Origin of the sequence: Streptomyces sp. NPDC052301 (assembly GCF_044593395.1) — a bacterium.
Taxonomy (GTDB): Bacteria; Actinomycetota; Actinomycetes; order Streptomycetales; family Streptomycetaceae; genus Streptomyces.
On sequence record NZ_JBIUBE010000021.1, the window covers coordinates 90,075 to 116,764 of the forward strand.

At 68.4% G+C, this 26,690-nt stretch carries 29 protein-coding genes, 1 tRNA gene and 2 pseudogenes; 19 read left to right on the top strand and 13 right to left on the bottom strand.

The window, feature by feature from the left end; all coding sequences use genetic code 11:
- Nucleotides 1-145: 145 nt before the first annotated feature.
- Entirely contained in the window at nt 146-745 is a 600-nt protein-coding gene (locus ACIHEJ_RS37705) for a TetR/AcrR family transcriptional regulator (protein ID WP_400142347.1), read from the bottom strand.
- A gap of 62 nt (nt 746-807) precedes the next feature.
- Complete coding sequence (locus ACIHEJ_RS37710; protein WP_400142349.1) at nt 808-2,103, bottom strand: PucR family transcriptional regulator; 1,296 nt, start codon at nt 2,101-2,103, stop codon at nt 808-810.
- 188 nt (nt 2,104-2,291) lie between these two features.
- On the opposite strand from ACIHEJ_RS37710, the gene ACIHEJ_RS37715 reads away from it, so the two are divergent.
- The 5 genes from ACIHEJ_RS37715 to ACIHEJ_RS37735 are packed head-to-tail and all read left to right on the top strand — an operon-like array spanning nt 2,292 to nt 7,243.
- Complete coding sequence (locus tag ACIHEJ_RS37715; RefSeq protein WP_400142351.1) at nt 2,292-3,050, top strand: ABC transporter ATP-binding protein; 759 nt, start codon at nt 2,292-2,294, stop codon at nt 3,048-3,050.
- Nucleotides 3,047-3,823, top strand: coding sequence for an ABC transporter ATP-binding protein (locus ACIHEJ_RS37720; protein WP_400142353.1), 777 nt, complete (start codon nt 3,047-3,049; stop codon nt 3,821-3,823). The genes ACIHEJ_RS37715 and ACIHEJ_RS37720 overlap by 4 nt, the downstream gene beginning before the upstream one ends.
- Before the next feature lie 5 nt (nt 3,824-3,828).
- On the top strand, nt 3,829-4,710 hold the full coding sequence (locus ACIHEJ_RS37725; protein ID WP_400142355.1) for a branched-chain amino acid ABC transporter permease: 882 nt from the start codon (nt 3,829-3,831) through the stop codon (nt 4,708-4,710).
- Nucleotides 4,707-5,960 (top strand): branched-chain amino acid ABC transporter permease, encoded by a 1,254-nt coding sequence (locus ACIHEJ_RS37730; protein ID WP_400142357.1) that lies wholly within the window; start codon nt 4,707-4,709, stop codon nt 5,958-5,960. The genes ACIHEJ_RS37725 and ACIHEJ_RS37730 overlap by 4 nt, the downstream gene beginning before the upstream one ends.
- 5 nt (nt 5,961-5,965) lie before the next feature.
- Nucleotides 5,966-7,243 (top strand): ABC transporter substrate-binding protein, encoded by a 1,278-nt coding sequence (locus ACIHEJ_RS37735; RefSeq protein WP_400142359.1) that lies wholly within the window; start codon nt 5,966-5,968, stop codon nt 7,241-7,243.
- A 76-nt stretch (nt 7,244-7,319) separates the two neighbouring features.
- Here ACIHEJ_RS37735 and ACIHEJ_RS37740 read toward each other — a convergent pair whose 3' ends face one another.
- Nucleotides 7,320-7,670, bottom strand: a complete 351-nt coding sequence (locus ACIHEJ_RS37740) for an SDR family oxidoreductase (RefSeq protein WP_400142361.1) — start codon at nt 7,668-7,670, stop codon at nt 7,320-7,322.
- A gap of 53 nt (nt 7,671-7,723) precedes the next feature.
- Nucleotides 7,724-8,290, bottom strand: a complete 567-nt coding sequence (locus ACIHEJ_RS37745; RefSeq protein ID WP_400142363.1) for a hypothetical protein — start codon at nt 8,288-8,290, stop codon at nt 7,724-7,726.
- Nucleotides 8,291-8,359: 69 nt separating this feature from the next.
- On the opposite strand from ACIHEJ_RS37745, the gene ACIHEJ_RS37750 reads away from it, so the two are divergent.
- From ACIHEJ_RS37750 to ACIHEJ_RS37765, 4 genes are all read left to right on the top strand, one after another.
- Entirely contained in the window at nt 8,360-8,491 is a 132-nt protein-coding gene (locus ACIHEJ_RS37750) for a hypothetical protein (protein ID WP_400142365.1), read from the top strand.
- A complete protein-coding gene (locus ACIHEJ_RS37755; RefSeq protein WP_400142367.1) occupies nt 8,488-8,787 on the top strand; it encodes a hypothetical protein in 300 nt (99 codons plus the stop codon). The genes ACIHEJ_RS37750 and ACIHEJ_RS37755 overlap by 4 nt, the downstream gene beginning before the upstream one ends.
- A gap of 281 nt (nt 8,788-9,068) precedes the next feature.
- A tRNA-Met gene (locus tag ACIHEJ_RS37760) sits at nt 9,069-9,142 on the top strand.
- A 107-nt stretch (nt 9,143-9,249) separates the two neighbouring features.
- Complete coding sequence (locus ACIHEJ_RS37765) at nt 9,250-9,867, top strand: hypothetical protein (protein WP_400142369.1); 618 nt, start codon at nt 9,250-9,252, stop codon at nt 9,865-9,867.
- Nucleotides 9,868-10,666: 799 nt separating this feature from the next.
- Here the strand turns inward: ACIHEJ_RS37765 and ACIHEJ_RS37770 are convergent.
- Complete coding sequence (locus tag ACIHEJ_RS37770; protein ID WP_400142370.1) at nt 10,667-10,807, bottom strand: hypothetical protein; 141 nt, start codon at nt 10,805-10,807, stop codon at nt 10,667-10,669.
- Between the two features lie 262 nt (nt 10,808-11,069).
- On the opposite strand from ACIHEJ_RS37770, the gene ACIHEJ_RS37775 reads away from it, so the two are divergent.
- Together ACIHEJ_RS37775 and ACIHEJ_RS37780 are read left to right on the top strand one after the other, a co-directional pair.
- The gene (locus ACIHEJ_RS37775) at nt 11,070-11,387 is read left to right on the top strand and encodes a hypothetical protein (protein ID WP_400142371.1); all 318 of its coding nucleotides are present in this window, start codon (nt 11,070-11,072) and stop codon (nt 11,385-11,387) included.
- Between the two features lie 152 nt (nt 11,388-11,539).
- Entirely contained in the window at nt 11,540-11,992 is a 453-nt protein-coding gene (locus ACIHEJ_RS37780) for a hypothetical protein (RefSeq protein ID WP_400142372.1), read from the top strand.
- A gap of 313 nt (nt 11,993-12,305) precedes the next feature.
- On the opposite strand, the gene ACIHEJ_RS37785 is transcribed toward ACIHEJ_RS37780, so the two are convergent.
- Nucleotides 12,306-13,007 (bottom strand): SDR family oxidoreductase, encoded by a 702-nt coding sequence (locus tag ACIHEJ_RS37785; protein ID WP_400142373.1) that lies wholly within the window; start codon nt 13,005-13,007, stop codon nt 12,306-12,308.
- Nucleotides 13,008-13,167: 160 nt separating this feature from the next.
- Here ACIHEJ_RS37785 and ACIHEJ_RS37790 point away from each other — a divergent pair.
- Nucleotides 13,168-13,287: pseudogene (locus tag ACIHEJ_RS37790) on the top strand (IS5/IS1182 family transposase); the annotation flags it as partial.
- Between the two features lie 196 nt (nt 13,288-13,483).
- Nucleotides 13,484-13,743, top strand: a pseudogene (locus ACIHEJ_RS37795) (transposase family protein); the annotation flags it as partial.
- Between the two features lie 13 nt (nt 13,744-13,756).
- Here the strand turns inward: ACIHEJ_RS37795 and ACIHEJ_RS37800 are convergent.
- Nucleotides 13,757-14,176, bottom strand: coding sequence for a hypothetical protein (locus tag ACIHEJ_RS37800; protein WP_400142374.1), 420 nt, complete (start codon nt 14,174-14,176; stop codon nt 13,757-13,759).
- A gap of 1,250 nt (nt 14,177-15,426) precedes the next feature.
- Nucleotides 15,427-16,068 (bottom strand): hypothetical protein, encoded by a 642-nt coding sequence (locus ACIHEJ_RS37805; protein ID WP_400142375.1) that lies wholly within the window; start codon nt 16,066-16,068, stop codon nt 15,427-15,429.
- 816 nt (nt 16,069-16,884) lie between these two features.
- Between ACIHEJ_RS37805 and ACIHEJ_RS37810 the strand changes: the two genes are divergently transcribed.
- Nucleotides 16,885-17,415: a methanogen output domain 1-containing protein gene (locus tag ACIHEJ_RS37810; protein WP_400142376.1), complete on the top strand. Its 531-nt coding sequence runs from the start codon at nt 16,885-16,887 to the stop codon at nt 17,413-17,415.
- Nucleotides 17,412-19,001, top strand: coding sequence for a SpoIIE family protein phosphatase (locus ACIHEJ_RS37815; protein WP_400142377.1), 1,590 nt, complete (start codon nt 17,412-17,414; stop codon nt 18,999-19,001). The genes ACIHEJ_RS37810 and ACIHEJ_RS37815 overlap by 4 nt, the downstream gene beginning before the upstream one ends.
- Nucleotides 19,002-19,605: 604 nt before the next feature.
- Here the strand turns inward: ACIHEJ_RS37815 and ACIHEJ_RS37820 are convergent.
- Nucleotides 19,606-19,833: a hypothetical protein gene (locus tag ACIHEJ_RS37820; protein WP_400142378.1), complete on the bottom strand. Its 228-nt coding sequence runs from the start codon at nt 19,831-19,833 to the stop codon at nt 19,606-19,608.
- Nucleotides 19,834-20,177: 344 nt separating this feature from the next.
- On the opposite strand from ACIHEJ_RS37820, the gene ACIHEJ_RS37825 reads away from it, so the two are divergent.
- Nucleotides 20,178-21,023: an RNA polymerase sigma factor SigF gene (locus ACIHEJ_RS37825; RefSeq protein WP_400142379.1), complete on the top strand. Its 846-nt coding sequence runs from the start codon at nt 20,178-20,180 to the stop codon at nt 21,021-21,023.
- A gap of 406 nt (nt 21,024-21,429) precedes the next feature.
- Nucleotides 21,430-21,759: a WhiB family transcriptional regulator gene (locus ACIHEJ_RS37830; RefSeq protein WP_400142380.1), complete on the top strand. Its 330-nt coding sequence runs from the start codon at nt 21,430-21,432 to the stop codon at nt 21,757-21,759.
- 42 nt (nt 21,760-21,801) lie between these two features.
- Here ACIHEJ_RS37830 and ACIHEJ_RS37835 read toward each other — a convergent pair whose 3' ends face one another.
- The 3 genes from ACIHEJ_RS37835 to ACIHEJ_RS37845 are packed head-to-tail and all read right to left on the bottom strand — an operon-like array spanning nt 21,802 to nt 24,238.
- Nucleotides 21,802-22,140, bottom strand: a complete 339-nt coding sequence (locus ACIHEJ_RS37835; protein WP_400142381.1) for an STAS domain-containing protein — start codon at nt 22,138-22,140, stop codon at nt 21,802-21,804.
- On the bottom strand, nt 22,137-23,435 hold the full coding sequence (locus ACIHEJ_RS37840; RefSeq protein WP_400142382.1) for a PP2C family protein-serine/threonine phosphatase: 1,299 nt from the start codon (nt 23,433-23,435) through the stop codon (nt 22,137-22,139). The genes ACIHEJ_RS37835 and ACIHEJ_RS37840 overlap by 4 nt, the downstream gene beginning before the upstream one ends.
- The gene (locus ACIHEJ_RS37845; RefSeq protein ID WP_400142383.1) at nt 23,435-24,238 is read right to left on the bottom strand and encodes an alpha/beta fold hydrolase; all 804 of its coding nucleotides are present in this window, start codon (nt 24,236-24,238) and stop codon (nt 23,435-23,437) included. The genes ACIHEJ_RS37840 and ACIHEJ_RS37845 overlap by 1 nt, the downstream gene beginning before the upstream one ends.
- 302 nt (nt 24,239-24,540) lie before the next feature.
- Between ACIHEJ_RS37845 and ACIHEJ_RS37850 the strand changes: the two genes are divergently transcribed.
- Both ACIHEJ_RS37850 and ACIHEJ_RS37855 read left to right on the top strand, forming a co-directional pair.
- On the top strand, nt 24,541-24,993 hold the full coding sequence (locus tag ACIHEJ_RS37850) for an ATP-binding protein (protein ID WP_400142392.1): 453 nt from the start codon (nt 24,541-24,543) through the stop codon (nt 24,991-24,993).
- Nucleotides 24,994-25,136: 143 nt separating this feature from the next.
- A protein-coding gene (locus ACIHEJ_RS37855) for an IS5 family transposase (RefSeq protein WP_400142393.1) occupies nt 25,137-25,903 on the top strand; the annotation gives its coding sequence in 2 pieces (ribosomal slippage) (nt 25,137-25,437 and nt 25,437-25,903; 768 coding nt in all).
- A 24-nt stretch (nt 25,904-25,927) separates the two neighbouring features.
- On the opposite strand, the gene ACIHEJ_RS37860 is transcribed toward ACIHEJ_RS37855, so the two are convergent.
- Nucleotides 25,928-26,476 carry a hypothetical protein gene (locus ACIHEJ_RS37860; RefSeq protein ID WP_400142384.1) on the bottom strand — a complete coding sequence of 183 codons (549 nt, stop codon included), beginning with the start codon at nt 26,474-26,476 and terminating at the stop codon, nt 25,928-25,930.
- Nucleotides 26,477-26,690: the final 214 nt, after the last annotated feature.

Genomic DNA, 26,690 nt, shown 5'->3' on the forward strand with positions numbered 1-26,690 from the left:
CGTTGGCTCGAAACCTCGGCGTCGACTTCACCGGGTCGCCCGTCTCCGACCGGATCCGGCCGGTCAATGAGCGTGCGCCTCGAAGTGTGCGAGGCCCGCGCCGTCGAGTTCCGCCGGCACCCCGGGCAGGCATGAACCGGGCGTTTCAGCCGGGCGGCGCCGACAGATGGATCAGGATGCCGCACACCTCGTCCACGATCTCCCGGGCCTCCGTCTCGTCCCCGCAGTCGGCCAGTTCGCGCGCCGCCCCTCCGATGACGGTGGTCAGCACGCTCACCCGGACCCGCCCGGCGCGTCGCTGCTCGTCCACTTCCAGGAGCCGGGCGTTGCGCCGTACCCATGCGCGGTCCCACTGGCGGCGCAGCGCGTCGAAGCCCGCGGGGCCGTCGTCCCGCGCGAGGAGTCCGCCGAGCCGCCGGTTGTCCCAGGCGCCCTCCAGATACGCCCTGGCTCCCGCCACGAAGAGGGCGATCGGGTCGTCCACCCCACGGCTGCGCTCGGCGGCCAGCGTGGCCGCGGTCCTGCCCTGCTGCTCTTCCCGGAACTCCTCCCACAGGGCGAGGTAAAGCCCTCGCTTTCCGCCGTAGTGCTGGAAGAGGCTGCCCACCGGGATGCCGGAGCGCGCCGCGATCTCGGTGAGACCGGCGTCGGTGTAGCCGCGCTCGGTGAACACCTCCAGCGCGGCGTCCAGCAGCGCACGCCGGCTCGAGCGGTCCTCACCGGCGTGGCCCTCCGAGGGGACCATGCTTGCCTGCCTCTCCGGCCGCTGACGTGTCGCCTCGGCCCCAGCAGACTCCACGATGCCGCTCACTGGCAATCCCCGCCTTCCCCGGCCCCGTCGCGGATGGCGAGGGCGACCAGCAGTTCCAGGAGGTCGGCGATCCGGCGCGGATTGCGGCCGGTGCGTTCCTCGATCCGGCGCAACCGGTAGTGCGCCGTGTTGTGGTGCACCCGCAGCCGGTCGGCGGCCAGCCGCAGATTGAGGTCCGCCTCCGCGAAGGCCCGAATCGTGGCGGCCAGCGTGTCGCCACGTCTGCGGTCCTCCTCCAGCAGCGCCCGTACCCGGGGATCGACCAGCTGACGGGCGAGGTCGTCGGCGCGCAGCGCCAGGTAGTCGAACGGGGACAGCCGTGGCAGCGCCGCCACCCCGCCCCCGCCCGGTACCAGATCGAGGGCGCCCCGCGCCTCCTCATAGGCGCGCGGCAGTTCGGACGCGCCCCGGGCGACCGTGCTGATGCCCATGGAGAGCAGGGTCCCCTCCCGCGCCAGCCGCATCTGCACCGCCTCGAAGTGGGCGCAGATGTCCTTCGCGCTCATACCGGCCCGGACCACTGGCACGGCCACCACCTCGTCGTGACGCACGACGACCAGGGTTCTGCCGGCCCAGGGCCCGGCGACGCTGATCGACGCGCTGGTGGCGTACCCGTTCTCGGCCGTGGTGAGGTCCCCGGTGCGCGTGTCGCCCACACACACCGCCACGACCGCCATCATCGGCGAGCGCGGTCCGATGCCGTACGCCTGTGCCGCGGCGAACAGCGGACCGCGTGTCGGTGCCACGCCGGCCAGGAGCTGGTCGAGGAGATCCCGCCGCTCCCGGTCCGCGTCCGCCACCACGTGCTGCTGGTACTCGACGTAGGCCTGCGCGGCATGGGTGCTGGCGTAGTCGACGTACCGCATCAGCGGGGTGACGAGGGACAGCGCGGCCTGCTGGGCCTCGGCGGACGTGCCCGCGCACTCCAGCAGCGCGTCCCACAGCACCTGCCGGCCGACCCGGAAGGCACTGATCCAGTCCTCCAGGGCGAACCCGGCGCGTGCTCGCCGCATGGCTGCCGCCCGGCTGAAGACCAGGTCCTCCGGGGCGATGTCCCGGTCGCCGGCCAGCGCCGCCAACTGCATCCGGTAGTGCTCGAGCACCTGATCCCGTACGTCGTCGAAGAACCGCTCGTCCTGCAGTGCGTACGACGGGATCTCTGCGCGCATCACCTCGACGGCGGTCTCCGCCACCTCCTCGACCCGGTCGTGGACGGCGTGCAGGAGCAGCCGCCGCTCCCGGCGGAGCGGTTCGGAGAGTGGGGGAGTGCCGAGGACGGCACGGCGAGACATGGCGCCGATCGGCGCCGTTCGCCTCGTGCTCCGTCAACAGGCCCGGCGTGAGACATCTCCCGGCACCTGTGCGCGGCGCACAGTCCGGTGACCGGGAAGTTGGGTGCTCACAACCAATGTGCGGCTGGAACGCGCCCACCTACTGTGACGCTCGCCCACCCCCCAGCACGTCGGAAGGGGCGTCACTCATGCTCGCGGTCGACGGTATCACCGTGCGCTTCGGCGGGATCACGGCACTCGACGGTGTCGCGTTCACCGTCGAGCCGAGCACCGCCGTAGGGCTCATCGGGCCCAACGGAGCCGGCAAGACCACCTTGTTCAACTGCCTCACCAGGCGCTGCACCCCCGATGAGGGAACGGTGCAGTTCGAGGGTGAGGACCTGCTCGCCCTTCCGCCGCACGCCGTGGCCGGGCGCGGTATCGCCCGCACCTTCCAGAACCTCGGCCTGTTCCCGCGGCTCACGGTCCGGGAGAACGTCATGGTGGGCGCCCACAGCCGGGGGCGCACCGGACACCTCGCCGCGGGGCTCCGGCTGCCCCGCGTCCGGCGGGAGGAGAGAGAACTACGTGACCACGCGGACGACCTGCTACGGCGGCTCGGCCTGGCGGACGTCGCCGACCACCCCGCCTCCGGGCTGCCGTTCGGCACGCTCAAACGCGTCGAACTCGCCCGGGCGCTCGCGGTACGGCCGCGGCTGCTGCTGCTCGACGAACCCGTCAACGGGCTCAGCCACGGCGAGGTCGACCAATTCGCGGATCTGGTCCGCTCGGTGCGCCAGGAGTTCGATCTCACGCTCGTGGTGGTCGAACACCACATGGGCTTCGTGATGGGCCTGTGCGACAAGGTGGTCTGCCTCGATTTCGGCCGCAAGATCGCCGAGGGCTCGCCGGAGGAGATCCAGCGCGACCCGGCGGTCGTCGAGGCGTACCTGGGGGTGGCCGCATGAGCGAGTCCACCACCGAGCGCACGGAGCCGGACTTTCTCAAGGTCTCCGGACTGCACGCCGGATACGGTCAGGCCCGCGTGCTGCAGGGCCTCGACTTCTCCGTCACCCGCGGTGAGGTGTGCGCGATCCTCGGACCGAACGGCGCGGGCAAGACCACGACACTGCGGGCACTGAGCGGCATGGTCCGCGGCCGCGGCTCGGTCACCCTGGACGGCACCGAGCTGCTGGGCCGCTCGCCGGAGCAGGCCGCCAGGCTCGGTGTGGCGCACGTCCCCGAGGGCCGGGGCACCTTCAACGACCTGACCGTCGAGGAGAACCTGCGCGTCGGCGCCCACACCCGGCGCCGAGGCAGTGCCGGGCGCGCGGCCGTGGCGGCCGACCTGGAACGGATCTACGACTACTTCCCCAAACTGCGTGAGCGGTCACGGCAGGCCGCCGGCAGTCTCAGCGGCGGGGAGCAGCAGATGCTCGCCATCGGCAGGGCGCTGATGCTGCGGCCCTCGCTGCTGCTCCTGGACGAGCCGTCCCTGGGGCTGGCGCCGCTGGTCACCCGTGAGCTGTTCGAGATCGTCCGTGCCGTCAACGAGGAGGAACGCACCACCGTGGTCGTCGTCGAGCAGAACGCCCAGCTGGCGCTGGACATCGCGCACCGGGCCCACGTACTGGAGGCCGGCCGCCTGGTGCTGTCCGGACCGGCCGCACGGATCCGCGAGGACGAGCAGGTCGCTGAGGTGTACCTCGGCGTCTCCGTCCGCTCCCGGAAGGCCGGGTGAGCACCGTGACCGATCTTCTCCAGCAAGTGGTGGAAGGCCTGGGCTCCGGCGCGGTGTACGCCAGCCTGGCGCTGGCCCTGGTGCTGATCTACCGGTTCACCGGGATCGTCAACTTCGCCCAGGGCGAGCTGGCCATGCTGTCCACGTACGTCGCATGGCAGCTGGTGGCGTCCGGAATGCCGTTCTGGCTCGCGCTGCCCGCCACCCTCGGGGTGTCCTTCGCCGGCGGCATGCTGGTCGAGCGGATCGTCATCCGTCCCGTGCAGGGCGCGCCCGAGCTGACGGTGGTCATCGTCACGGTCGGCCTGTTCATCTTCGTCAACGCGTTGGCCGGCCTGATCTGGTCGTTCACCGTGAAGGACTTCCCGCAGCCGTTCCCCGACGGTGGGCTCGACCTGGCCGGGGTGCGTCTGGACTGGTCGACGCTCGGGATCCTCGGAGTGGTGGCCGTCGTGATGGGCCTGCTGTATCTGCTGTTCCAGCACACCTCCGTCGGCCTGGTGATGCGGGCGGTCGCCTGCAACCCGGCCTCCGCCCGGCTGTCGGGCATCCGGGTGGGACGGGTGCTGATGCTCGGCTGGGGGCTGGCCGCGACGGTCGGCGCGGTCTCGGGCGTGCTCGTCGCCCCGGTGCTGTTCCTGGAGCCCAACATGATGGGCGGCGTGCTGATCTACGCCTTCGCCGCGGCCACCCTCGGGGGCTTCGACAGCCCGGTCGGTGCGGTCGTCGGAGGCCTGTTCGTGGGCGTCGCCGAGACGCTGACCGGCGCGTACGTGGACGTGATCGGCGAGGACCTCAAGGTCGGCGTTCCCCTGGTGATCATCCTGGCGGTGCTGCTGGTCCGGCCCCAGGGCCTGTTCGGACGGGCGGCGGTGGAGCGCGCATGAGCACGATCACCACAGTCCTCGGCACGGACCGCGCCCGACGCCTGCGGGCCGCGCTCATCGTCCTGCTCGCGGCGGCAGCCGCGGTAGGCGCACCGTTCTACTTCGCCCCCTTCCAGGTCTTCCAGCTGACCATGGTGCTGCTGTACGCCGTGGCGCTGGCCGGGCTGAACCTGCTGGTCGGCTTCGGCGGACAGATCTCGCTCGGGCACGGCGCCTTCTTCGCGGCGGGGGCCTACACGACAGCAGTGATGCTCGACCGGTACGACATCGGCCATCTGGCCACGCTGCCGGTCGCGGCCGCCGGATGCTTCCTGCTGGGCCTCGGGTTCGGCGTGCCCGCGCTGCGGCTGCGCGGGCTGTACCTGGCCCTGGTCACCCTCTCGTTCGCGGTGTTCCTGCCGCCGTTGCTCAAGCGGCTCGAACCGGTGACGGGCGGCTCCATGGGCCTGACCGTGGACAAGCTGCAGCCGCCCGCGTGGAGCGGTCTGGCCGAGGACCAGTGGATGTACTTCGTCGTCCTCGCCGTCACCGCGGTGGCCCTGCTGCTCGCCCGCAACCTGCTGCGGTCCCGGGTCGGCCGGGCACTGCTCGCCGTGCGGGACAACGAGAGCGCCGCCGAGGTCATGGGCGTGCGGCTGTCGCTGCACAAGACCCTCGCCTTCGCGTGGAGCGCGATGTTCGCGGGTGTCGCCGGGTGCCTGTACACCTGGGTGATCGGCTTCGTCTCGCCCGACTCCTTCAGCTTCGTGCTGTCCATCACCCTGCTGGCCGGCCTGGTGGTCGGGGGGCTCGGCTCGCTGTACGGACCCCTGCTGGGAGCGGCGTTCGTGATGTACGTGCCGAGCGTGTCGCAGGACGTCAGCGAGGCGGCACCGGGAGTCGTCTTCGGCCTGCTGATCATCACGGTGATGCTCGTGGCCCCGACCGGACTGGCCGGTCTGCCGGGTCGTGTCCTGGGCGCAGTCGCCCGTCGCCTGCCCCGCCCCACCGCCCCCGACCGGACGCCAGAGACCGGACCCGCGCCCGACGCGGAGCGGAAGTCCCCGTCCGACTCGGCGCCCGACGCGGAGCGGAAGTCCCCGTCCGACTCCGCGCCCGACGAGGAGCGGAAGTCCCTGTCCGACTCGGCGCCCGATGCGGAGCCGAAGTCCCAAGCCGAATGCGAACCCTCCGCGATCCTCACCCCCGCGGACCCCGCAGTTGTCGACGCCGAACCCGTGGGCGCACCGCCCCGCACGGAAAAGGAATGAATCACATGCGCAAGACGACCGCTCTGCGGGCGGCCGCGGCCGCGACCGCCGTGCTGCTCACCGCGACCGCCTGCAGCAGCCGGCGAGACCAGGACGCCCAGGACACCGCCGCCGGCGGCGCCTGCAAGGGCCAGCAGACCACCGGCATCACCGACAAGACCATCAAGCTGGGCGGGATCTACCCGCTGTCGGGACCGGCCTCTGCCTACGGCACGATCAGCAAGGGCGTGGCCGCCTACTTCAAGTACGTCAACGACAAGGGCGGTATAGACGGCCGCAAGGTCGAGTTCGTCGTCCGCGACGACGGCTACCAGCCGCCCAAGGCGGTCGAGGAGGCCCGTAGACTCGTCGAGCAGGAGAAGGTCTTCGCGGTGTTCCAGACCCTGGGCACCCCGTCCACGGCAGCCGTGTGGGACTACCTCAACAAGCAGAAGGTGCCACAGCCCTTCGTCGCCACGGGCGCCTCCGCCTGGGGCACGGACGACAAGCACCCCTGGACCATCGGCTGGCAGCCCAACTACGTGGCCGAGGCGCGGGTGTACGCCAAGTACCTCAAGGACAGCAAGCCGAAGGCCAAGGTGGCGGTCCTCTACCAGAACGACGACTTCGGCAAGGACCTGCTCGGCGGGTTCCAGAAGGCCGTCGCCGGCAGCGGCGTCAAGGTGGTCGCCAAGGAGAGTTACGAGGTCACCGACCCGTCCGTGTCGGCACAGATGGCGAGCCTCGCCCGCTCCAAGGCGGACGTGCTGCTGGACGTCACCACCCCCAAGTTCGGCAGCCAGGCCCTCGCCGCCGACGCCAGGAACACCAAGTGGAACCCGCTCCACATCGTGAACAACGTGGCCTCGTCCGCCGCCGTGCTCAAGCCCGTCGGGTTCAAGAACGTGCAGGGCGTGGTCTCGGCCACCTACTTCAAGGACCCCGCCGACCCGCAGTGGGCGAACGATCCGGAGGTGAAGACCTACAAGAACGCCCTGCACAAGTACGCGCCAGACACCGACCCGGCCAACCAGTTCAACGCCTACGGCTGGGCCGTCGCCTCCAGCCTGCACAAGGCCTTGGACACGATGAAGTGCCCGACCAGGGAAGGGCTGCGGGACGCGGTGCGCAACCTGAAGGACGTGAAGGTGGGCCTGCTGCTGCCCGGGGTCACCATGTCCACGGGCCCCGGCGACGCCTTCCCGCTCGAGACGATGCAGCTGATGCGGTTCAAGGGTGAGCGGTGGCAGCTGTTCGGCAAGCCGGTGGACACCCGCAAGGAGTTCGGCCCGCTCGCGAAGTGAGCAGGCGGGGGCGGGCCCGGTCGATGCACTGACCTCCGGGGACCCGCCCCCGAACCGACATCGGATACGGGAGTGCTCACACGGCGCTCAACCCTCCGTCCACGACCAGGCTCTGCCCGGTGACGTAAGAGGCGCGGTCGGAGAGCAGGAAGGTGACGGCCTCGGCCACCTCCCGGGCGGTGCCCTGGCGCCCGAGCGGTATACGGCTGGACGAGGTGACACGCGACGCCCGCCCGGCCGAGGCCTCGCGGCCCATCGGCGTGTCGATCAGGCCCGGGACGACCAGGTTGGCGCGGACCCCGCGCGGCCCACCCTCCTCGGCGACATGGCGGGTGAGTCCGAACAGACCCGCCTTGGAACTGTCGTAGGCGGGCGAGTCAATGGCGGCGCGCAGCCCCGCCACGGAACTGGCCGGCCGAGGGGGCACAGGCCCCGCCACGGATCTGGCCGGCCGAGAGGGCACCGGAAAAGGGCATCGACCTACAGCTCTGCCTCGACTTCGTCACGCTCGCGGTCGAAGGCGCCTACGACGTCGGCATTCTCATGTCCGCCGACACCGACCTGAAGCCCGCCCTCAAATACGTCGCCGGGATGAACGGCAACCGTGGCCCCGCACCGGTACCAGGCCGGCCGCGGGGCTTTCGCTTTTCTGGGGTCGAGAACAGGCCAAAGGGCGGCCGTGCCCTTGTGTGGCTGCTGTGGGTTCCCTGAAGATCGACGGCGGCGCAACACCTGTTCGATTTTCCTCGGGGGGAAGAATTGAAGGCGCGTGCTCTGCTGCCGCTGCTCACCACAGCGGCACTGCTCGTACCGGTCACCACCGCAACCGCCGACACCGCTGTTGCCAAGCGCCCGCTGCCCGCAGTACCTCATCCGTAGGACAAGCGCATCAAATGCCAGGCCAAGGACCCGACCGGCCGGAAGATCGTCACCCGGTTCGGGAACTCGGAGTTCGGCTGGCAGCACTTCACCGGCCGTCACAACATCAAGAAGTGCGGCACGATTGCCGCTGTCGTCAACGAACACCCCGAGAAGAACGACGGTCACGGGCGGCTTGAGTACGGCGGGGTAGAGTTCGAGACCGGCGTTCCTCGGCCTAGGATGGTGAAAATCTGGGTGATCGTTCAGTACTCGCGCAAGACGAAGGACCAGCGGTACGACGTCGGCAGGGGACAGACGATCGGCGTCATCAATGCGTTCTGCAAGAACCAGCCGGGGAACAAGTGCCCGGCCTGGGCGAAGCTGTGACATTCGAACACCAGGGCGTCTTCGAGCGACTTCCAGGCATCGTCCGTGCTCTGGTCGCCGACCCCACGCCGGATCTGCCGGTCTTCAAGGGGCTGTTGGTCACCGGGGACGACCGCATGCGACTGTACCTGACCGCAGCCGACGGAAGCCGTACCTACGGAGCCGATGTGGTGATCAGCCACACCGGCCCCGGTCTCCTCGCGGGAATCACGTCCGGCTATCTGGACAACGAGTACGAGCAGCAGCCGTCCGATGATCCGCTGTGCGATGTGGTCGTGGACCTGACGCGCTACTGAGAGACCTGTCGCAGGAGCCCCCGTCAGCCCCCATGGGGCCGGCGGGGCTTCGTCGTGTCCGCTTCAGCATCCAGCAGCGGAACCAGCTGCCCGCAGTGTGACCCTGCGCATCCCCTGGAGCTGAGGCAGGGGTGGAGTCCACGGACCCACCATGTACACCGGCCTCCGGTGCCGCCGAGGGGTTTCGATTCCCCTGCAGACGCCTCGCGCATACCTTTCACGGTCCGCTCCGGCGCCGTGGCCGCCCGGCCTGCGGATATGCCGTATGCTGGTCGAACCGACGCGGGGTGGAGCAGCTCGGTAGCTCGCTGGGCTCATAACCCAGAGGTCGCAGGTTCAAATCCTGTCCCCGCTACTGCGCACCGGCCTCCTCGACACCAACGTCGAGGGGGCCGGAGGCATTTGGAGGCGCCGAGCTGATGAGAGGTCGCACGCTGGTCGGCAACCGGCGCCACCGACGACGTGGACCGCTGCAGCTTCAAGCCGCCAGCGCCGTGGAAGCTCAAGGGCGCCACCGGGGGAACGCTGTTCTTGCTCGCCCCCCGATGGGACACGGCGTCCGACCTGTCCAATTCCACCAGTGGCGGTAACCCGGAGAAGAAGGGCGCGGCGACCTTCAGCTACGACACGACCCTCGTCCTGAGTGCGAAGCCGGGAGCGGAAGAGCGCGCCGAAGCCCAGCACATCAAGACGGCGTTCACGAAGCCAGAGGACACGAAGCCGTACATGTCGGCGAAGAAGGTGCCGGGACAGACGGTGAAGGACCCCCTGCACCGGACGGTGAGCGCCAAACGCAACGACGACAATCGCAATGCGGCGAACAAGCAGTGCATGCGCTACTGGGGCGCCGGCTACTCCCACGGCGGTGCACGGGACTGCGACGAGTACCCGTTCGCGAGCACCTATGAAGGAGCCGCGGAGCACTCCTACGACCCCGGAGTGCGGAAGTTCAACTTCTCCGTGAACCCCATCGCCAAGGAAGACAACCAGGCCGGCGGTCTCATCCTGAAGAGCTTTTACTCCAAGAACCGCATCCTCGACGGTCTTGACGACGGCTTCACCGTCAAGATCATCGGCTGACACTCCATCGCGGTGGGAGCGAGCCAGTCGCTTCCACCGCGACGGTGCGCTACGAGCCGGCAGGCCAGAACTGCACCAGGTAACGCTCCCCCCCTGGATGCTCTCCTCGCTCTCCGCCAGAGCCTTGACCGCGGCCCGCCCCGAGGAACTGACCCGCACCCGCCACTCCCCGCCCGTCTCCGCGAGCGTGATCAGGTCGTCCAACCGGCCCAGACTCATCGACCACACAGCAACCTGGCCGCTGACCGATTCGAAGTCCGCCTCCGCCTGCTCCTCCCAGGCGGCCGGGTCCTGCTTCGGCGGGGACCCGTCCCACACCTCGACCGTAAGGGCAGCGGAGTGGGTATGCCCGGCGCTGGTGATGTCCAGGCGACCGGGATGAGTGCTCAGGAACGTCCCGAAGTCGAAGTCGTCGGGGAACAGCAGGTCCAGGGCGGCATCATCGGATTCCTGCAGCCCGAACGCGTGGTAACCGACGAACACGTCGACCTGCTGCTGACGGACAAGCTGTGCCATGAAATGGCCCCAGGGTTCGCAGACGACTGGTCATCACCAGCGATCGTAGGCTCACACCCGCAGCCTCAACTGCGATACGCCACGGGTATGTATGGTCTTGAGCGAACGATTCCGGCCGCTGCCTTGCAACCGGCAAGGCCGCACGAACTAACCGTGTACCGAAACGTGCGAGGCCGAAGGCCCTAACCGAGCCGTATCGGATCACGCGTCACGGTGCGCTACCGAAAGGGAAGCGGTGGATGGCGCACTGCGACCGGCCCCTGGTGTGCTGTGTGGACAGTTCTCAGAGCACCTCGTCGGTGTCCCGGAGCTGGCGCCAGGCCCTCAGTGCGTGCATGGCGACCAGCCGGTCGAGCAGCTCTGTGCTCTGGTGAGGCGAGTGCCCGCCCACACGGGTGAGGACGTCCATGTCGATGCTGTGCACAGTGTGGTCACCGGTATGCGCGGCCAGGACACAGCGGTTATGCCGGTGGTGAGTTCGTGGGCAAGGACAACGGCGCGCGCCAAAGAAGCTGGGATAGACCTCAGATCCGTTGGCACGCGGACGGGCCCGCTGAAGGGAGCCGATTTGGCGAAGATGGGGTTGGGGCGACTGAGAGGCAGCCTCTCGAAGTAGACCAACCGCGAGGTCAACTTCATGATCTACGGCTCGGTCGCTGCCGTAAGAGGATCTCAGAGGTGAAGTGATGAAATCGCGCTTTACTCTGCTCGGTGCGAAGGGACTCAAGGTTCCTGAAGCGGCAGAGTTGGCAGGTGCAGCCCTGAAAATCGGGCTGGATCTAAGGGAGAGTTCGTATAAGGGTGGAGAGTACTTCCTCCATCGCTATATCGATGGCGCAGAGATCTCGATCGAGGGAAATGTGCGCGATGAGGACGGAGTGCTCACGGAGTCGGAGTTCCCTGAATACTCGACACTCATTTACCTGAACTACAGTCGATCTGAACTCGAAGAAAGCCTGTCAGATGTGAGGGAGTTCGACCTTCTTCGATCCGAGGCCGTGTGACGGCCTGGGGGCCTGCGGCGCTGGGCAGGCCCCCAGGATGCCGCCGTGTGATTGGGCGGCAGGGGGAGTGTCTAATCAGTTTTGAAGGCAGTGGGGGGCTTGCCAGGACAGCATCGGGGTGTTCCCGGTGAAAGGCCCTGGTCATGCCGCAGATGTCGAAGGTCGAGCTGTGCGCGGCGATGCGGCGGGACCACCGAGCCGGCATGACGATGCGGGAGTTGGAGCGCAAGCACAACGTTGCCTGGCGGAGGGTGCGCAAGGCCCTGGACTCAGCCTGGCCGGAGCCGCGCAAGCCGCTGCCGCCGCGGCCATCGGCGCTGGATCCGTACAAGGGCGTGATCGACGGGATCCTGCGGGCGGACCTGGACGCGCCGCGCAAGCAGCGGCACACGGTCACTCGGATTTTCCACCGGCTGCTTGAGGAACATGGCGCCGACGTGTCCTATCCGATGGTCAGGCGCTATGTCGCCGACCGGAAGACGCAGATCGCGGTGGAGGCGGGAAACGCCCATCGAGGCGTTCATCCCGCAGACCCATCCGCCTGGCATGGAGGCGGATGGTCGACTTCGGTGACGTGGCCGTGCGGCTGGTGGGAGAACTGGTGACCTGCTATTTGTTCTCCTTCCGTCTGTCGTATTCGGGCAAGGCCGTCCACCGCGTGTTCGCCTCGGCTGGTCAGGAAGCCTTCTTCGAGGGCCACGTGCACGCGCTGCGGGTGCTGGGCGGGGTCCCTCGGGGCCGGGTGCGCTACGACAACCTCAAGGCCGCCGTCGCCCAGGTGCTGGGGTTGAGCCGGGCGAGGGTGGAGAGCGACCGGTGGATCGCCTTCAGACCGCACTTCGGCAAGCCCCCCGGCCCGCGCCACACCATGCTTGGCGGAGCCAAAGGCGCCTCCGTAGGGCCCGTGGGAGCTCTACCTCAGCCAACCTGCCCCGTCGGCCGCACCGTGATGTGGTTGATGTCCACGCCCGCGGGCTGGTTGATGGCGAACACAATGGTGTCCGCGATCTGCTCGGCGGTCATCGTGGCGGCTGCCTCGGGAGTGCCGCCGCGGGCGTGCCAGAAGGGGGTGTCCACGATGCCGGGGGCGACAACGGTGACGCCGACTCCGTCCTGGCCGACCAGGAGACGGGTGTTCTCGGCGAGGGCGTGGGCGGCCCACTTGGTCACGGAGTAGAGGTTGCCGGGCGTGTGGCGGACGCCGGCGACCGAGCCGATGATCACGATGCGGCCCTTGGAGGTCCTCAGGTGGGGCAGGGTCTCATGGATCAGCAGGGCGGGGCCCAGGACGTTGGTGAGGATCATGGCGCGCATGTCCTCAGGGGCGTGGGTCTCCAGGTTGCCGGGCAGGGAGAAACCAGCGTTGGCTATGACGTTGTCCAGCTGGCCCCAGGTGTCCAGCACGTGGCGGACGGCGGCGGCGACGGCGTCCGCTTCGCTGGCGTCGCCGGTGATCACCAGCAGCCGCTCGCCCGCCTCCGCGGCGGTGGTGGCGAAGGCGGCCAGCTTGCCCGCGTCGCGTCCGGTGACGGCCACGCGGTGGCCCTGCTTGAGCAGGGCGCGGGCGGTGGCGGCGCCGATTCCGGTCGAGCCGCCGGTGATCAGCGTGACGGGTTCCATGGGACGGCCTCCTCGGCGACGGGGTCATCGGGGCAAAGCGCCTGCACTCTACCCAGCGATCTTCGATGCGCGCTCCCGGCTTTCTCCGACGGCTCCGCTCCTGACTGTGGATCAGGAGTAAGGCAGTGTCATGCCGATCAGTTGAGTCGTTGATAGGACTGTGGATCATAGGGGTGATCTAACTGACGCCCACTGGGAGCGACTTGCGCCGCTCCCGCCAGTGAGCAACCGACGCTGTGGCCGATGGCGGGACCATCGGCAGGTAATCAACGGAGTGCTCCAAGGCGGTCGGGAACGCCCGGATCCGGGCACGCTCATGATCGTCAAGACACTGCCTAGTCGGCAGCCGCACGCAACGCTGCACGATCTCTGCGGAACAGCCTGAGGCGGCAGGGTTCCCCACCCTGCCACTGCCTCCTCTGCGCTGTTACGGATCACCCCCGCGTCGGCGGGGAGGACATCGTCTTGAACTGCAGGCCGAACGCCAGGGCGTCCCCATCCTCGCCGACCGCGCCTACACCGGTGCCGGCCCGCACGTCACCACTGGCCTGAGACGTTTGCCCGGCGGGAACTCACCCAGCGCACCGTGAACCGTGCCCTCGCCCAGGCCCGAGCTCCCGTCGAACGCGGCATGGCGCGACTGAAATCCTGGCAGATCTTCCGCAGATCCTGCATCAGCCCCAACCGCATGACCGCCATCGCCAAAGCCGTCCTCACCCTGGAGAGGCAACGCTGAAAACGATCACTGCTCAGAAATGGGGCTGGTCGGCGCCATCGCTCGTGTTGTCGTAGGCGTTGACGTAGGCAAGTCGGAAGGACTGCCCGCAGCGGCCGCCGTCGCTGTAGAGCGCCTCGTCGCCAAGCACTTGGTGGGGGGATACGGAGAAGACGCCTTCGACATGGCCGACGACCTTCCCGTGTCTGTCGAGGAAGTCGTACCGGATGTCGTACGCCGTCGCATGGTCAGCGTGGTTCTTGAGCCAGAAGCTGATCTGGGGTTCTCCGCCCACCTCGCAGTCGCTCGTGACCCGGTACAGGTCATGCGTCGGGTGGAGGTAGCGCTTCGTCGGCGACGGACTGGCAGACGACTCCGAGGCCTTCGAAGCTCCGGACGAGCAGCCTGCGCCTGCTATCAAGAGCACGAGCACAACAAGGGGCAGCCGTTTCATCGCCCCATGATGCCAGTCCTAAGGCGGCAGTCCGGGCGCGTTCGGAGTGCTGCCCTCGGATGACGAAAGTCGAGGCGGTCGCCATGGGCAGAGGACAAGGCGGGGCTAGAAAGGCCACGTGCGGATGGCAAGGGAGGCAGCCACGCGGATCCAGTCCGGGGCCGCGAGGGCTCCCTCCGGCCAGACGGCCAGGACCGGCTTCGCCCCCGCGCACAGTCGGTGTCCGGCAGGGCCGACGGCAACGAGCAGCGCAACAGCTCGGACTAGCCCGGAAAGGACAGCCGGGCTGGTGGCGTGCACCGATGCCAGCCCGGCGTAGGGCTGCTACCTCAAGAACCGCCTGCCTCTTGGTGCGGTGTCGTACGGGAGCAGCAGGCCTCGCCTGTGGTTTCGGCAGGGAGCCGCAGAGGCTCGGTCCGCGATCGGCGGAACTTCTTTGCAGTCCATCCGACAGCCGTGATGACGGACGTAGCCATCACGGCTGTCGGATGGACTCCGGTGAGGCAGAGCGCAAGAGATGCAGAGCAGACTCGAACATGGATGGATCGGCACGCCAAGGCGGGGCCCGGTCGCGTGCCTGCTCCAACTCTCGCTAGTCGATCCGATTGTCATGTGTCACCAAGCGCCCGCAGGTGTAGTTGAACGGCCACGTCAACGGTGCTCGGGTAGCCTCGTGTGCCAGTACCGCCTGTCGCTTCAACGAGTGGGGCATTCGAGGATGGTCGGCGAGCCGGTACCACACACAAGTTCCGCGAGCACCGCCGCACAAGCCCCTACACTTCACTCGCCGACCGGGCGATCAGTCGGCCGGCTGCCGCGTCCGAGCGGGCCTTGGTTCCGCCGCACGGAGGCGCTGGCCACGAGATCAGGTCGTTTCCTGCGGATTCTCTGCCATCTGGCATGGAGCGGTCGCTCGCAGAGCCAGGAAGGTGAGAAGAGCGAACGCCACGACAGCGGTGAGGGTACAGGCATCGTTGAACAGTTCCCAGCGGCGCAGGATGCCCGCGTGGTCGGCCGGCGGGGCGGTGGCGGCCCACTGCTTGATGCGGGCCCTCGACCTGGACTACGACATCGTCCGCGTCCTCGTCCTCGACATCGCCTTCGCCCCACCTGGCCCATCCAGCCACGTGTCCGCCATCCCCAGGCCCTGCACGAAGCCGTGGAGCGCCTCGAAGTCGAAGACGCCAACGGCGAATTCCATCACCCGGACCAGGCACTTGCCGACTGCCCTGCGTCGCGGTGAACCGCAGTCAGTGCAGGATGCTGACGGCCCGCGCAATGACGAGGAGTGAGGTCAGGAGGGCGGAGATGCTCTGAATGGCCATCATGACCTTGGCGCGTGTCGACAGTGGCATGGTGTCGGTCGGGCTGAAGGCCGTGGAGTTGGTGACGGACACATACAGGTAGTCCACCAGGGTGGGAACCCAGTCCGAGGCGCCGCTGGCACCGTCGGCGACCTCTTGGACGGCGTCGTCGTTCTCGTCCTGTGAGAAACGGAAGTCCGCCAGGGGCAGCGCGGAGCGGGGCGCCTGGGTGCGAATGACCGGACCGCCCCGGTCCAGCTCCCAGTAGGCCAGACCGAACACGATGATGTTGGTGAGCCAGACCTGCAGGGCCGCCACCAGCAGTGAGCGGCCATCCTTCACCCCGGCGTACACCAGCTCGTGGATCAGGATGACCAACGCTACGAGATTGCTGATCGCAATGACGGCTACGAGCGTCAGTGAGAGCACCCGGAAGACCTTCGTCTGCCGGGTCAGACGTTTGGGGTTGATCGCGATGAGCGGAATGAGCAACAGGCACTCCAGGGCGGGGAGCACGTAACGCGGAGCGATCAACAAGCGTTGCGGCAGAACCAGGTACAGGGTGATCGCGGCAAGTGTCGCGACCACCGCCGGCAGGCGGGCCTCTCCCCTGCGCTCATGACGAGGATGCCTGGTCCTCGCATCCGCACGCGTATGCGCCATACCGCCCGGCCTTCCGGTCGCTGCCACGGACTACGCCACGGCGTCCTCGCATTCACGAGTCGATGCAGGCCACCGGGTTACCTCAGCACTTACCCCCCTGACACAGTCTTTGATCACCCCAACAACATGATCGACTTGGCCTGGCGAGAAGCACTTCGTGCGTCGACCGCGCTCTGAACCCCGGCTCGCTCGGAACCGAGCCGTGGACATGTGTTTTGCCCGCTCCATGCACCGGCGGGGCCTGGGTGGTCCGGCGCCCACTTCTCCGCCGCGGGACCACCCCCACAGCCCACAGGAGGCGATGCAGCCAGGCGCAGGGCGGTCGGCGCCCGGAATTTTCCCCGGGCGCCCGCACTGCACGCACACTACGATCACACGAACGGGATACGGGCAGCGCGTCGCGCGGCCTTCCCGTCGAGCAGGGCCTGTGCCGCCTGTATCAGGTCGTCGGTGGTGGGCTCGTCGAGGAGCGTCCGCGCCGCACCGTGCGCCTGCAGCGTCCCCAGGTTGTAGAGGTCATGACGGGATCCTCGGCACCGTCCACAGCGATCACGACCCGTGGCGCGTCCCTTGAGTGTGCGGGCGTCCAGGATTTCGACAGCGTCCAGGGCGATTCGCGGTGGCGAGTTGCAAGTTGTTTGGTTGCTGGCGGGCAACGGTTACTACTCTGTGCGGGTACGGTGGGCCTTTCTCCGCCGCTATGACGTGTCTGCGCGCGGTGCGAGGGGTGAAGGAGTGGGCATGGAGCACGTTTCGGACGTGAAGATCGGGCTGGACCGGGATGTGTTCCTGCGGACGCTGGTGCGTGAGCTGGCGACTTCGCTGGAAACCGTGATCGGTCTGGAGGAGGCGTCCGGCTACATCAGTGTGGTCGGCCAGGCCGTCGGTACGCAGATCGATGAGATGTACCTCAACGCACTGGGCGTCAAGCGGCTGAGCCGGGAGCAGGTCGCTGAGGCGTTGGTGGACCTCAAGCGCCGCATCAATGGCGACTTCTACGTCATCGAGGCCGACGAGACGAAGATCGTGCTGGGCAACCGGGCGTGCCCGTTCGCGGAGAAGGTGGTGGGCCGGGAGTCGATGTGCATGATGACGTCCAACGTCTTCGGCACCATCGCCGCGCGCAACACCGGCTACGCACGCGTGGAACTTCAGGAAACCATCGCCCGCGGGAACTCCGGCTGCCGGGTCGTGGTCCACCTCGTGCCCGACACCGATCCGGAGACGGTCACGGGCCGCGAGTACTTCGGCGATCCGGCTGTCATGCCATGACCCTGGGCCTGTTTCGGGCCGTCACCAAGCTGCTGCCCAACCCGGTACTGCTATGCGGGGCCGACGGCCGCATCCTGGCCGCCAATCCCGCAGCCTGCCGCTGCGACGGCCGGCTCGTCTCGGGTGCCAGCCTGCTGGAGGTGGCGACCGACGACGCGTCGCTGCGCAGCCACCTGGCCACCTGGCTGCGCAGCGGCAACCCAGTGCCCGGCGCTGTGACCATCAAGGACGCCGACGGGCGGATGCGCCGTTTCCGCTGCCACGGTGCGCGCGCCCAGTGGTTCGACGGCCCCCTGCCAGCCGCGCAACTGCACCTGGTGCAGACGGACGGGGCCGATCAGTTCGTCGCCCTCAGCCAGCAGGTCGCCGCCCTGAACCGGGAAGTAGCCTTCCGTCGCTCCCTGGAGGGTGAGCGGACCCGGCTGCTGGCCGCTGAACAGGCCACCCGAACCCAATTGCAACGCCTGTACGCCCTGACCGCCGCCCTGGCGACCGCGGTCTCCCTCACCGAGGTCGCACGAGCCGTGAAAGGTGCCGCACCGGCCGCGCTGGGCGCCACCGCCGTCGGACTCCACCTGCACTCCACCCGTCTGGTGCCGCCCCTGCAGCCCGGCGAACACCTCCCGAGGGCAGCCGACTTCACCGACCTCGACCACCCGACACCCCCCACCGCACACCAGCCGTCCCCTGACCCGGAACCGGCGGCAGATCCGGAGCCGGCGGCGCTCACCCTGCCGCTCGAGGCCGACGGTACCCGCCTGGGCCTGCTGGCCGTCTACGGCGCCGATCCGACCACCTCTGGCGATCATGGCACTGCGGTGGCGCAGCAGATCGCCCAGGCCCTGCGCCGGGCAGGACTGCACGAACACGAACACCGCGTCGCCGAACGCCTGCAGCGCAGCCTCCTGCCCCAGCAGCCGCACATTGCCGGCCTCGAGGCGGCCACCTGCTACGCCCCCGGCAGCGATCTGCTGTCCGTGGGCGGTGACTGGTACGACGTCTACGACATCGACGCCGAGCACATCGGCCTGAGCATCGGGGATGTCGCCGGGCACGGACTGCGTGAGGCCACCCTCATGGCACAGATCACCGCCGCTCTGCGCAACATCGTCCCCCGCTGCGGCACCCAGCCCACCAGCGTCCTGGAGGAACTCAACACCTTCCTCGGCCGCTATCACCCCGGGCAGATGGTCACCGCCTGCTACCTCGTCTTCCACCGCCCCACCCGCACGCTGACCTATGCCGCCGCCGGCCATCCGCCGCCGCTCCTCGTCCACGCCGACGGCGCCAGCACCTACCTCGACCAGGCCACCAGACCGCCCCTCGGCCCCATCCACGGCATCCCCTACCGCCACGCCGACGTCATTCTCGCCAAGGACGACACCCTCCTGCTCTACACCGACGGGCTGATCGAACGGCGCCGCGAAGAGATCACCATCGGCCTGCAACGGCTGACCGCGTGCGCCCGCACTACCACCGGCGTGAACCTCGTCGAACTGTGCGACCGCTTCCTGCACCACCACCCCGACGCCGCCTTCCCCGACGACCGGGCTCTGCTCGCCGCCCGCTTCCCCACAACCGAGTGACCGCACGGAACGACAGGAAGCAGTACGCCGGCATCGGCTGCGGCTTGCATCCGGGTCACTCCGGCAGGTCGCTGCCTGCTTGGAGTCGCTGCCAGCTGTGGCGGACGTGCTCTTCCGCCTCTCGTACCGCAAGAGCGGCCACGTCCTCTCGCATGGCATGACCGGCCTGGCCGGCCGTAGATGGTGCGGCCCCCTTGGCGCGAGGTGCGATGGGAGCGCGTGGCGGACGGGGAGTGCGGCTGACCTGTCCTCGGTTGCCCTGCTGCAGCACCGCTGCCCGGGCGACCAGGACCACGGCAATGACTGCGGCGGCTGTGACGGCGGTAGCCGCGTGCTGATCAGACATGTCGGGGGAGTCCTTCGTGCGGTACTGGTCGGAGGAGGGGTGGCCTCCACGTCGCACTTGTACGCGTCAGCCGGGCCAGATGCCGGCCAGGCGGTGGAGGGCAAGGGCGCCGCTGCGGTCGTGGGCCGCGGGCCGAGACGGCCCACTGGTCATAAGAGACCTTCTCGGTCACCCGACGCGCTTTGTCGGCGACGGCTGAAAAGTGGGCCAGTAGCACGCTTGGGTTCCAAAGGTGGATTCACGCGTCGCCGACAGCGCTTACTGCCGGCCGAGACAGGACAGAGCCAGCTGGTCCTTGATCCACGGGTCGAAGATCGCCAGCCGGTGGGCGGCCGACGGGTTGAAAGCTGCCAGCTGGCCGGCGATCCACGGATCCGCGGGCTGTCGGGCCGTGCCATGGCTTTCAGCAGGGGCCGTCGCGCTGAGGACCTGGTGATGCTCGGCCGTCCCGGGAGTAGCCGCCATCGCCGAGCTGCCGCCGGCCACTACGATGCCTCCCGCGATCGCGGCAACACGCCTGCACTCACTATCCGACGCGTCACCTTCATGCTCATTTCCTCGTTGCTCCGCCCTACCTCGCGTAGTCACCGTGCGGCACGGGCTGCCCAGCGATCCGGAAGCATCTGTTTCGGTTGGCGCGCCTACCCCCTCGCGTGTCTCACATACCTTGTTGCCGACGTGAGCGTTGCTGTGACCGGGCTGGTCATGATCGCGGACAGGCGACGCGCCGGCTCTCCTTTGCGGGCATGGCCTGAGGATGCCGGGGTAGGCGCCCGGTCGTCGGCCCGAGGCAGGTCGGCGGCGTGCAGCGATAAGGGGAGGGAAGCATCATGGCGACAGTGACTGCGGCGAAGACGGACGCGAGCGTGGCCGGTCTGCCGGAGGTCGCCGATCCCTCTCAGGTGGCGCCGAAGGACGCCCGCGAGCTGTCCAAGGTCTTCTTCGATCAGCTGGCGGTGCTGGAGGAGGGAACGCCGGAGTACAGCTACGCGCGGAACACGCTGATCGAGATGAACATGTCCCTGGTCCGCTTCGCGGCCGGCCGGTTCCGCAGCCGGGGGCCGGAGGAGATGGAGGACATCGTCCAGGTCGGCATGATCGGTCTGATCAAGGCCATCGACCGGTTCGAGCTGACCCGGGAGGTGGAGTTCACCTCCTTCGCCATCCCCTACATCGTCGGTGAGATCAAGCGGTTCTTCCGCGACACCACGTGGGCCGTGCACGTGCCGCGTCGGCTGCAGGAGGCCCGCGTCCAGCTCGCCCGCGCCACCGAGGAACTGCGCAGCAGGCTGGGCCGGACGCCGACGGTGAAGGAACTGTCGGAGCTGATGAGTCTGCCCGAGGATGAAGTGATCGAGGCCCGCTTGGCCTCCAACGGCTACAACTCCTCCTCGCTGGACGCCGCGATCAGCAGCAGCGAGGACGGCGAGAGCGCCCTGCAGGACTTCATCGGCACCGAGGACGCGGCGCTGGAACTCGTGGAAGACTTCCACGCCCTCGCCCCGTTGATCGCCGACCTCGATGAGCGGGACCGGCGGATCATCCACATGCGGTTCGTGGAGGAACTCACCCAGGCCCAGATCGGCGAGCACCTTGGGGTCTCCCAGATGCACGTCTCCCGGCTGCTCTCGCGCTGCCTGGCCCGGCTGCGGGAAGGCATGCTGACCACCAACTGAGACAGGAGCTGCCCTCTGGGCGGTGGGCGGCCGCGTCTTGCTGCGGGCCACCACTGATCCACGGATCAGTCGATCCGGGCCTGGACCAACAACCATGAACGGGCAGACTCAGGCCGCTTCAGTCCAGGAAAGGCACACGCGGCAGGTCGCGAGGTGCAGCGGTTCTGCCGCCAGGGTGCGTAACCGGCTCCGGCCGGGCAGCAGGGTGGAGGGAGAGGCGGGTGTGACGTGGCGGGCACGACAGCGACGATCGTGCCGCCGCGTGGGCGTAGCGCCAGTCTGCTGCGGCCGTTGCCGGTCAGCGACAGGTCACCCGAAGGGGTTGTCGCTGGTCGGCAGGGTTCTTTGCCTCGTGCGGCCGTCGTACGGTCTGCGCTGATCGCCCCGTCGCGAGGCAGACGGCGGGTTGGGGTGTGGAGAGGACGGCGTCTGCGTGATTGCTGATGAGGAATGGGGCGCCTATGCGGTGTGCCGTGGCACTGCCCCGGACGAACTGTTCGTCGAAGGCGCGGCCCAGAACCGCGCGAAGACTGTCTGCAGCGGCTGCCCGGTGCGCACCGAATGCCTGGCCTTCGCCCTTGACCGCCGTATCGAGCACGGCATCTGGGGAGGAATGACGGAGCGGGAGCGCCGTGCTCTACTGCGTCGGCGGCCTACCGTGATGTCCTGGCGCAGTCTGCTCGAAGCGGCCCGTGCCGAGCACACACGGCGCGAGCGCTGGAGTGCCAGTGGTTGAACGGCTGGGCCACTGCCACCGGGGACACCGGCACGTCACGGATTACGAGCGGGTGGCGGTGTCGCTGTCGGGGTGGAGGGTGAAGATCTGGTCGAGGCCGACGATGCGCAGCACGCGCAGGGTGGGGTGCGGGACCGAGGCGAGCGCGATGTCGGCCTGGGCGGCGTGGGCATGGTGGCGCGCGGCGATCAGCGCGGTGATGCCGCTGGAGTCGCAGAATTCCATGCCCGCCAGGTCCAGCACGAGGCGTTGGCCCGGCCGGAGCGCGAGCGCGGCGAACGTGGCGTGCAGGTCGGGAGCGGTGGTGTAGTCGAGTTCGCCGGTGATCTCCAGGACGGGACCGGTCATGGCGTCTCGGGTGGTGATCTTCAGGGGGCTCATTCGGGGGTTCTCGTCGGTGGGCAGGCGGGGAGGTGGGCGGGGGAGCCGAGGGCGAGCAGGGCGGTGTCGTCGTCGAGGCCGTCGCCGAAGCTGTCCAGCAGGCCGGTCAGGGCCTGGATGACAGCGTGCGGTGGTTCGCCGGCGTGGCGGGTGGCGAAGGCGAGCAGACCGTCGTCCCCGTACAGGCTGGTGCGGTCTGTGCCGGTGCGGGCTTCGGTGAGGCCGTCGGTGTAGAGCAGCAGGGTGTCGCCAGGGGCGAGGGTCGTGGTGGCGGTGGTGAAGCGGGCCTCGGGCAGGATGCCGACGAGGAGACCGCCGGGGGTGGGCAGGTACTCGGCCGTGCCGTCGGCACGCAAGACCAGGGCCGGCGGGTGGCCGCCCGAGGCGAGGCTGACAGCGGTCTGTCCGGTTGTGGGATCGGATTCGAGGGTGCCGAAGACGGCGGTGCAGTAGCGCGGATCGCCACCGGCGGAGTAGCGCTCGTGCAGCACCGTGTTCAGGGTGGTGAGGGCGGAGACGGGATCGGGGTCGTGCAGGGCGGCGGCGCGCAGGGTGTAGCGGGTCAGTGAGGTGAGCGCGGCCGCCTGTGGCCCCTTGCCGCACACGTCACCGAGGAAGAACGCGAAGCGTTTGCCGTCGATGGGGAAGACGTCGTAGAAGTCGCCGCCGAGCCGGTCGGGCGAGGCGGTGTGGTAGTAGGCGGCCGTCTCCACGCCCGGGACCGGCGGCAGGCTGTCGGGCAACAGCGACTGCTGCAGCACGGTCAGGGCCTCCTGCAACCGGGCCCGGTCGGCCTCCGCCCGCTTGTGCGCCTCTTCGGCCGCCTGACGACGGCGCAGGAGTTCCTCCTCGTACGCCCGGCGGTCGCGGGCGTCGAAGACGGTGGTGCGAGTCAGCAGCGGCTCGCCCGCGCTGCCGTGCTTGATCACCGAGGAGACCAGCACCGGTATGCGGCCGCCGTCGGCCTGTTTGAGGTCCAGGGCGATGCCGCTGATCTCTCCCTGCATCCGCAGCAGCGGTGCGAAGTGTGTCTCGTGGTACAGCTTGCCGCCCACGGTCAGCAGGTCGGTGAACCGCATCCGGCCCACCACCGCCTCGCGCTCCAGGCCGAGCCAGTCCAGCAGCGTGGCGTTGATCTTCGCGATGGTGCCGTCCATCAGCGTGGACAGATAGCCGCACGGCGCGGATTCGTACAAGTCCTCGGCACTGTCCTCCAGCAGCGACGCGAACGCCGCATCCGATGTGTCCTCGCCGCTGGCGTCGTGGGGCTCGGGGTGCTGCCCGGTGCGGCACATCACCGCAGGCTCGCTAGGAATTCGAGGATCGCCTGGTTCGTGGCTTCGGGTGCGGACAGGTGGGGGCAGTGCCCGGTGGCCTCGAGAGTCACCAGCGTCGAGCCGGCGATCGCCTGGTGGACGTAGGCGCCGACCTCGCGGGGGGCGATGACGTCCTGCGTGCATTCCAGCACCAGCGTCGGCACGGTCACGGCCTTGAGGTCGTCCCTGGAGTCGGACAGGAAAGTGGTCCGTGCGAAGACGCGCGCCATGTCCGGGTCGGTGGCGCAGAAGCTGTTCTTCAGTTCCTCACCGAGCTCCGGACGCTCGGCATTGCCCATGATGAGCGGTGCCATTGCCGCCGACCAGCCCAGGTAGTTGGACTCCAGTGACTCGAGCAGCTCGTCGATGTCCTTGGCGCTGAATCCGCCCCGGTAACCGTCGCAGTCGATGTACCGAGGCGACGGCGCGACCATCACCAGCGCGCCGATCCGCTCCGGAGCCGCGCCGGCGGCCAGCACACCGATCATCGCGCTGACCGAATGACCCACGAACACCGCATCACGCAGGTCCAGCGCCTCGCACACCTCCACCACGTCACGGGCATAGCCCTCCAGAGAGGAGTAACGCTCCTCCGAGAAGGCGGACGCCTCCGAGCGGCCCGAACCCACGTAGTCGAACAGCACGACCTGGTAGTCCTCGGCGAGGGCAGGGACCGTCAGCCGCCACATGTTCTGGTCGCAGCCGAAGCCATGGGCCAGCACCACCACCCGCCCACGCGGGTTGCCGGTGACAGTGACGTTGTTCCTGCGGACGACATCCATCCCGCCAGTCTCTCAAGCTCTGGCCCCTGCTCCGGCACCGCACCAAATCACCCCACCTCCCACCCCTTGCCTCCCCAAGCACTTTCAATGAAGCCGCCGGCGATAGCGGGTGAGCGCCTGGCCCGCGAGCTGGCTGAACAGGCAGGAGGCAGAGCAAGGCGGAGGTGTGGCACAGATAACAGCCTCCCGGTGCGCTCAAGGGGGATTTCCGGACCGATCACGGGTAGCGGAACCCGGACGGATGAGGAGTGAACGTGACGCGGATGAATCGGGTCCTGCCGGGCGAGGACAGCACGGCAGCTATGGCCGTCGACCCCGTCGATGGCCGCCTGCACGCCTCGGCAGCTTTCGAGGGGCAGGGCTCCTGTATCGCCGAGGCCCGTCATCTGGCCGCCGACTTCCTCACGGGGGTGCGCACCGAGCACGGCATCGCCGTCTCACAGCAGGCCTTGGAACTGACGCAGCTGGTGGTGAGCGAGCTGGTCACCAACGCCTGCAAGTACGCCGCCGGCCCCCTCCTGCTGGACCTGCGCATCGCCGGTGAGCTGGTGGAGATCCAGGTCTGGGACGCTGATCCGGTGCTGCCGGTGGCCCGGGCCGCGGAGGCGGGCCGGGTGGGGCAGCACGGCCTGGAAATCGTGATGGCCGTCGCGCAGGCTTTCGAAGCGCGGCGGGAGCCGGTCGGGAAACGCATCACCGCCCGCATCGCTCTCACAGACGATCCCGGCGTAACACACAACGGGCGCCGGCATTAGGCAGTTTCCTTCGGATCACCTAGCTGACAAGATGAAGATGGCGGCGAGATGGAGTCCGGCCAGGTAGATGGTGGCGGTCTTGTCGTAGCGAGTGGCCAGGCCGCGCCACTGCTTAAGAACGGCTGGTGCCGGACGAACTATGGATGCTGTTCCGACGGGTGGTCCCGCCCAGGGCGGCCAAGCGCCCTCAGGGTGGTGGCCGGCGCCGAGGTGGCGATCGAGAGACGCTGGCCGCGATCATTTTTGTCGCCACTTGGGGCTGTACTTGGAGACAGTTGCCGCCGGTGTTCGGACCCGCCTGGCCCACCGTCTACCGACGCTTCGCCCAGTGGAGCCGGGACCGGGTGTGGGCCCGGCTCCACCGCGTCATCCGCGACGAACTCGGCGGCCGCGGAGAACTGGACTGGTCGCGGTGCGCAATCGACTCCGTCAGCATGAGGGCGGCAAAAGGGGGCCCCTGACCGGACCGAATCCGACCGACCGTGGCAAGGTCGGATCGAAGATTCACCTGATCACGGATCGCAACGGACTGCCGCTGTCACTCGGCATCTCGGCTGCCAACATGCACGACAGCCTCGGCCTGCAGCCGCTCGTGCGCGGTATCCCGCCCATCCGCACGCGGCGTGGCCCACGACGTCGGCGCCCGGCCAAGCTGCACGGCGACAAAGGCTACGACTACGACCACCTGCGCCGATGGCTGCGCAAGCGCGGCATCCGCCATCGCATCGCTCGTAAGGGCATCGAGTCCTCTGAACGGCTGGGCCGACATCGCTGGGTTGTCGAGAGAACCGTGTCCTGGCTCGCCGGATGCCGCCGCTTGCACCGACGCTACGAGCGCAAGGCAGAACACTTCCTCGCGTTCACTGCCATCGCCGCAAGCTTGATCAACTACCGCAGACACGCCAGATGAAGCAGTCATGCCGCTGGTTCGGCGTCAACGAATGTCCCACTCATCGGCCGGCACGCAGTCGTGCACTGTGTACGCCCAGTCCTGGAAGTTGGCAACGAAGAAGGCCCTCGACAGGAGGATGTCGCCGGCTCGCTGGGCCCGCACCAACAGCCCGAGCTCTTCCGAGATTGCATCGCCCTCGACAGAGACCGTGGGCACCATGCCACGGTCCTCCGAATACCCATGGAGCTGTTCCGCAAGTTCAGACGGCACCCGGCCCACCAGGCGGAGCCCGTCAAGGGTGACTTGCGGACCGCACAAGGCGTCAACCGCCACGGCGGCCAGATCACCAGACTTCCTGCAGTAGGCCGTGACGGCCTCCTCGTACCGCGGAGCATCCTTGGAGCGAAAGCCAGCCTGCTGTACAAGAGCACCGTGCGGCCTGCTCATAGAAGAATGAGTGCTGGTGAAGCCCTGTGCACCCATGGCCGTGGCCACTTCCTCAACGCTCATACCGAACCGAAGCGGGCCGACGGTCTCGAACGGCACAAAGTTCCACTGCGCTCGCTCGGCGTCGTCGACGATGGACCACATCTGGGCGCATCCCTCCAAACACCAGGAACCGCCTCTCGCGGCACGCTGATCAGGGACGACTGTACAACTGCGCCCCGCCGGATCCTGAAGCCCTGGTCTACCAAAGAAAACGACGACTTAGAGGTCGTTTTCCCCTTGAGTGTGGTGCTCTGGGTTGCTTTTTTCTGCCTGTCGACGTGCTGCTGGTGAGGCTGTGGTGACGCTTTTGCGTGCT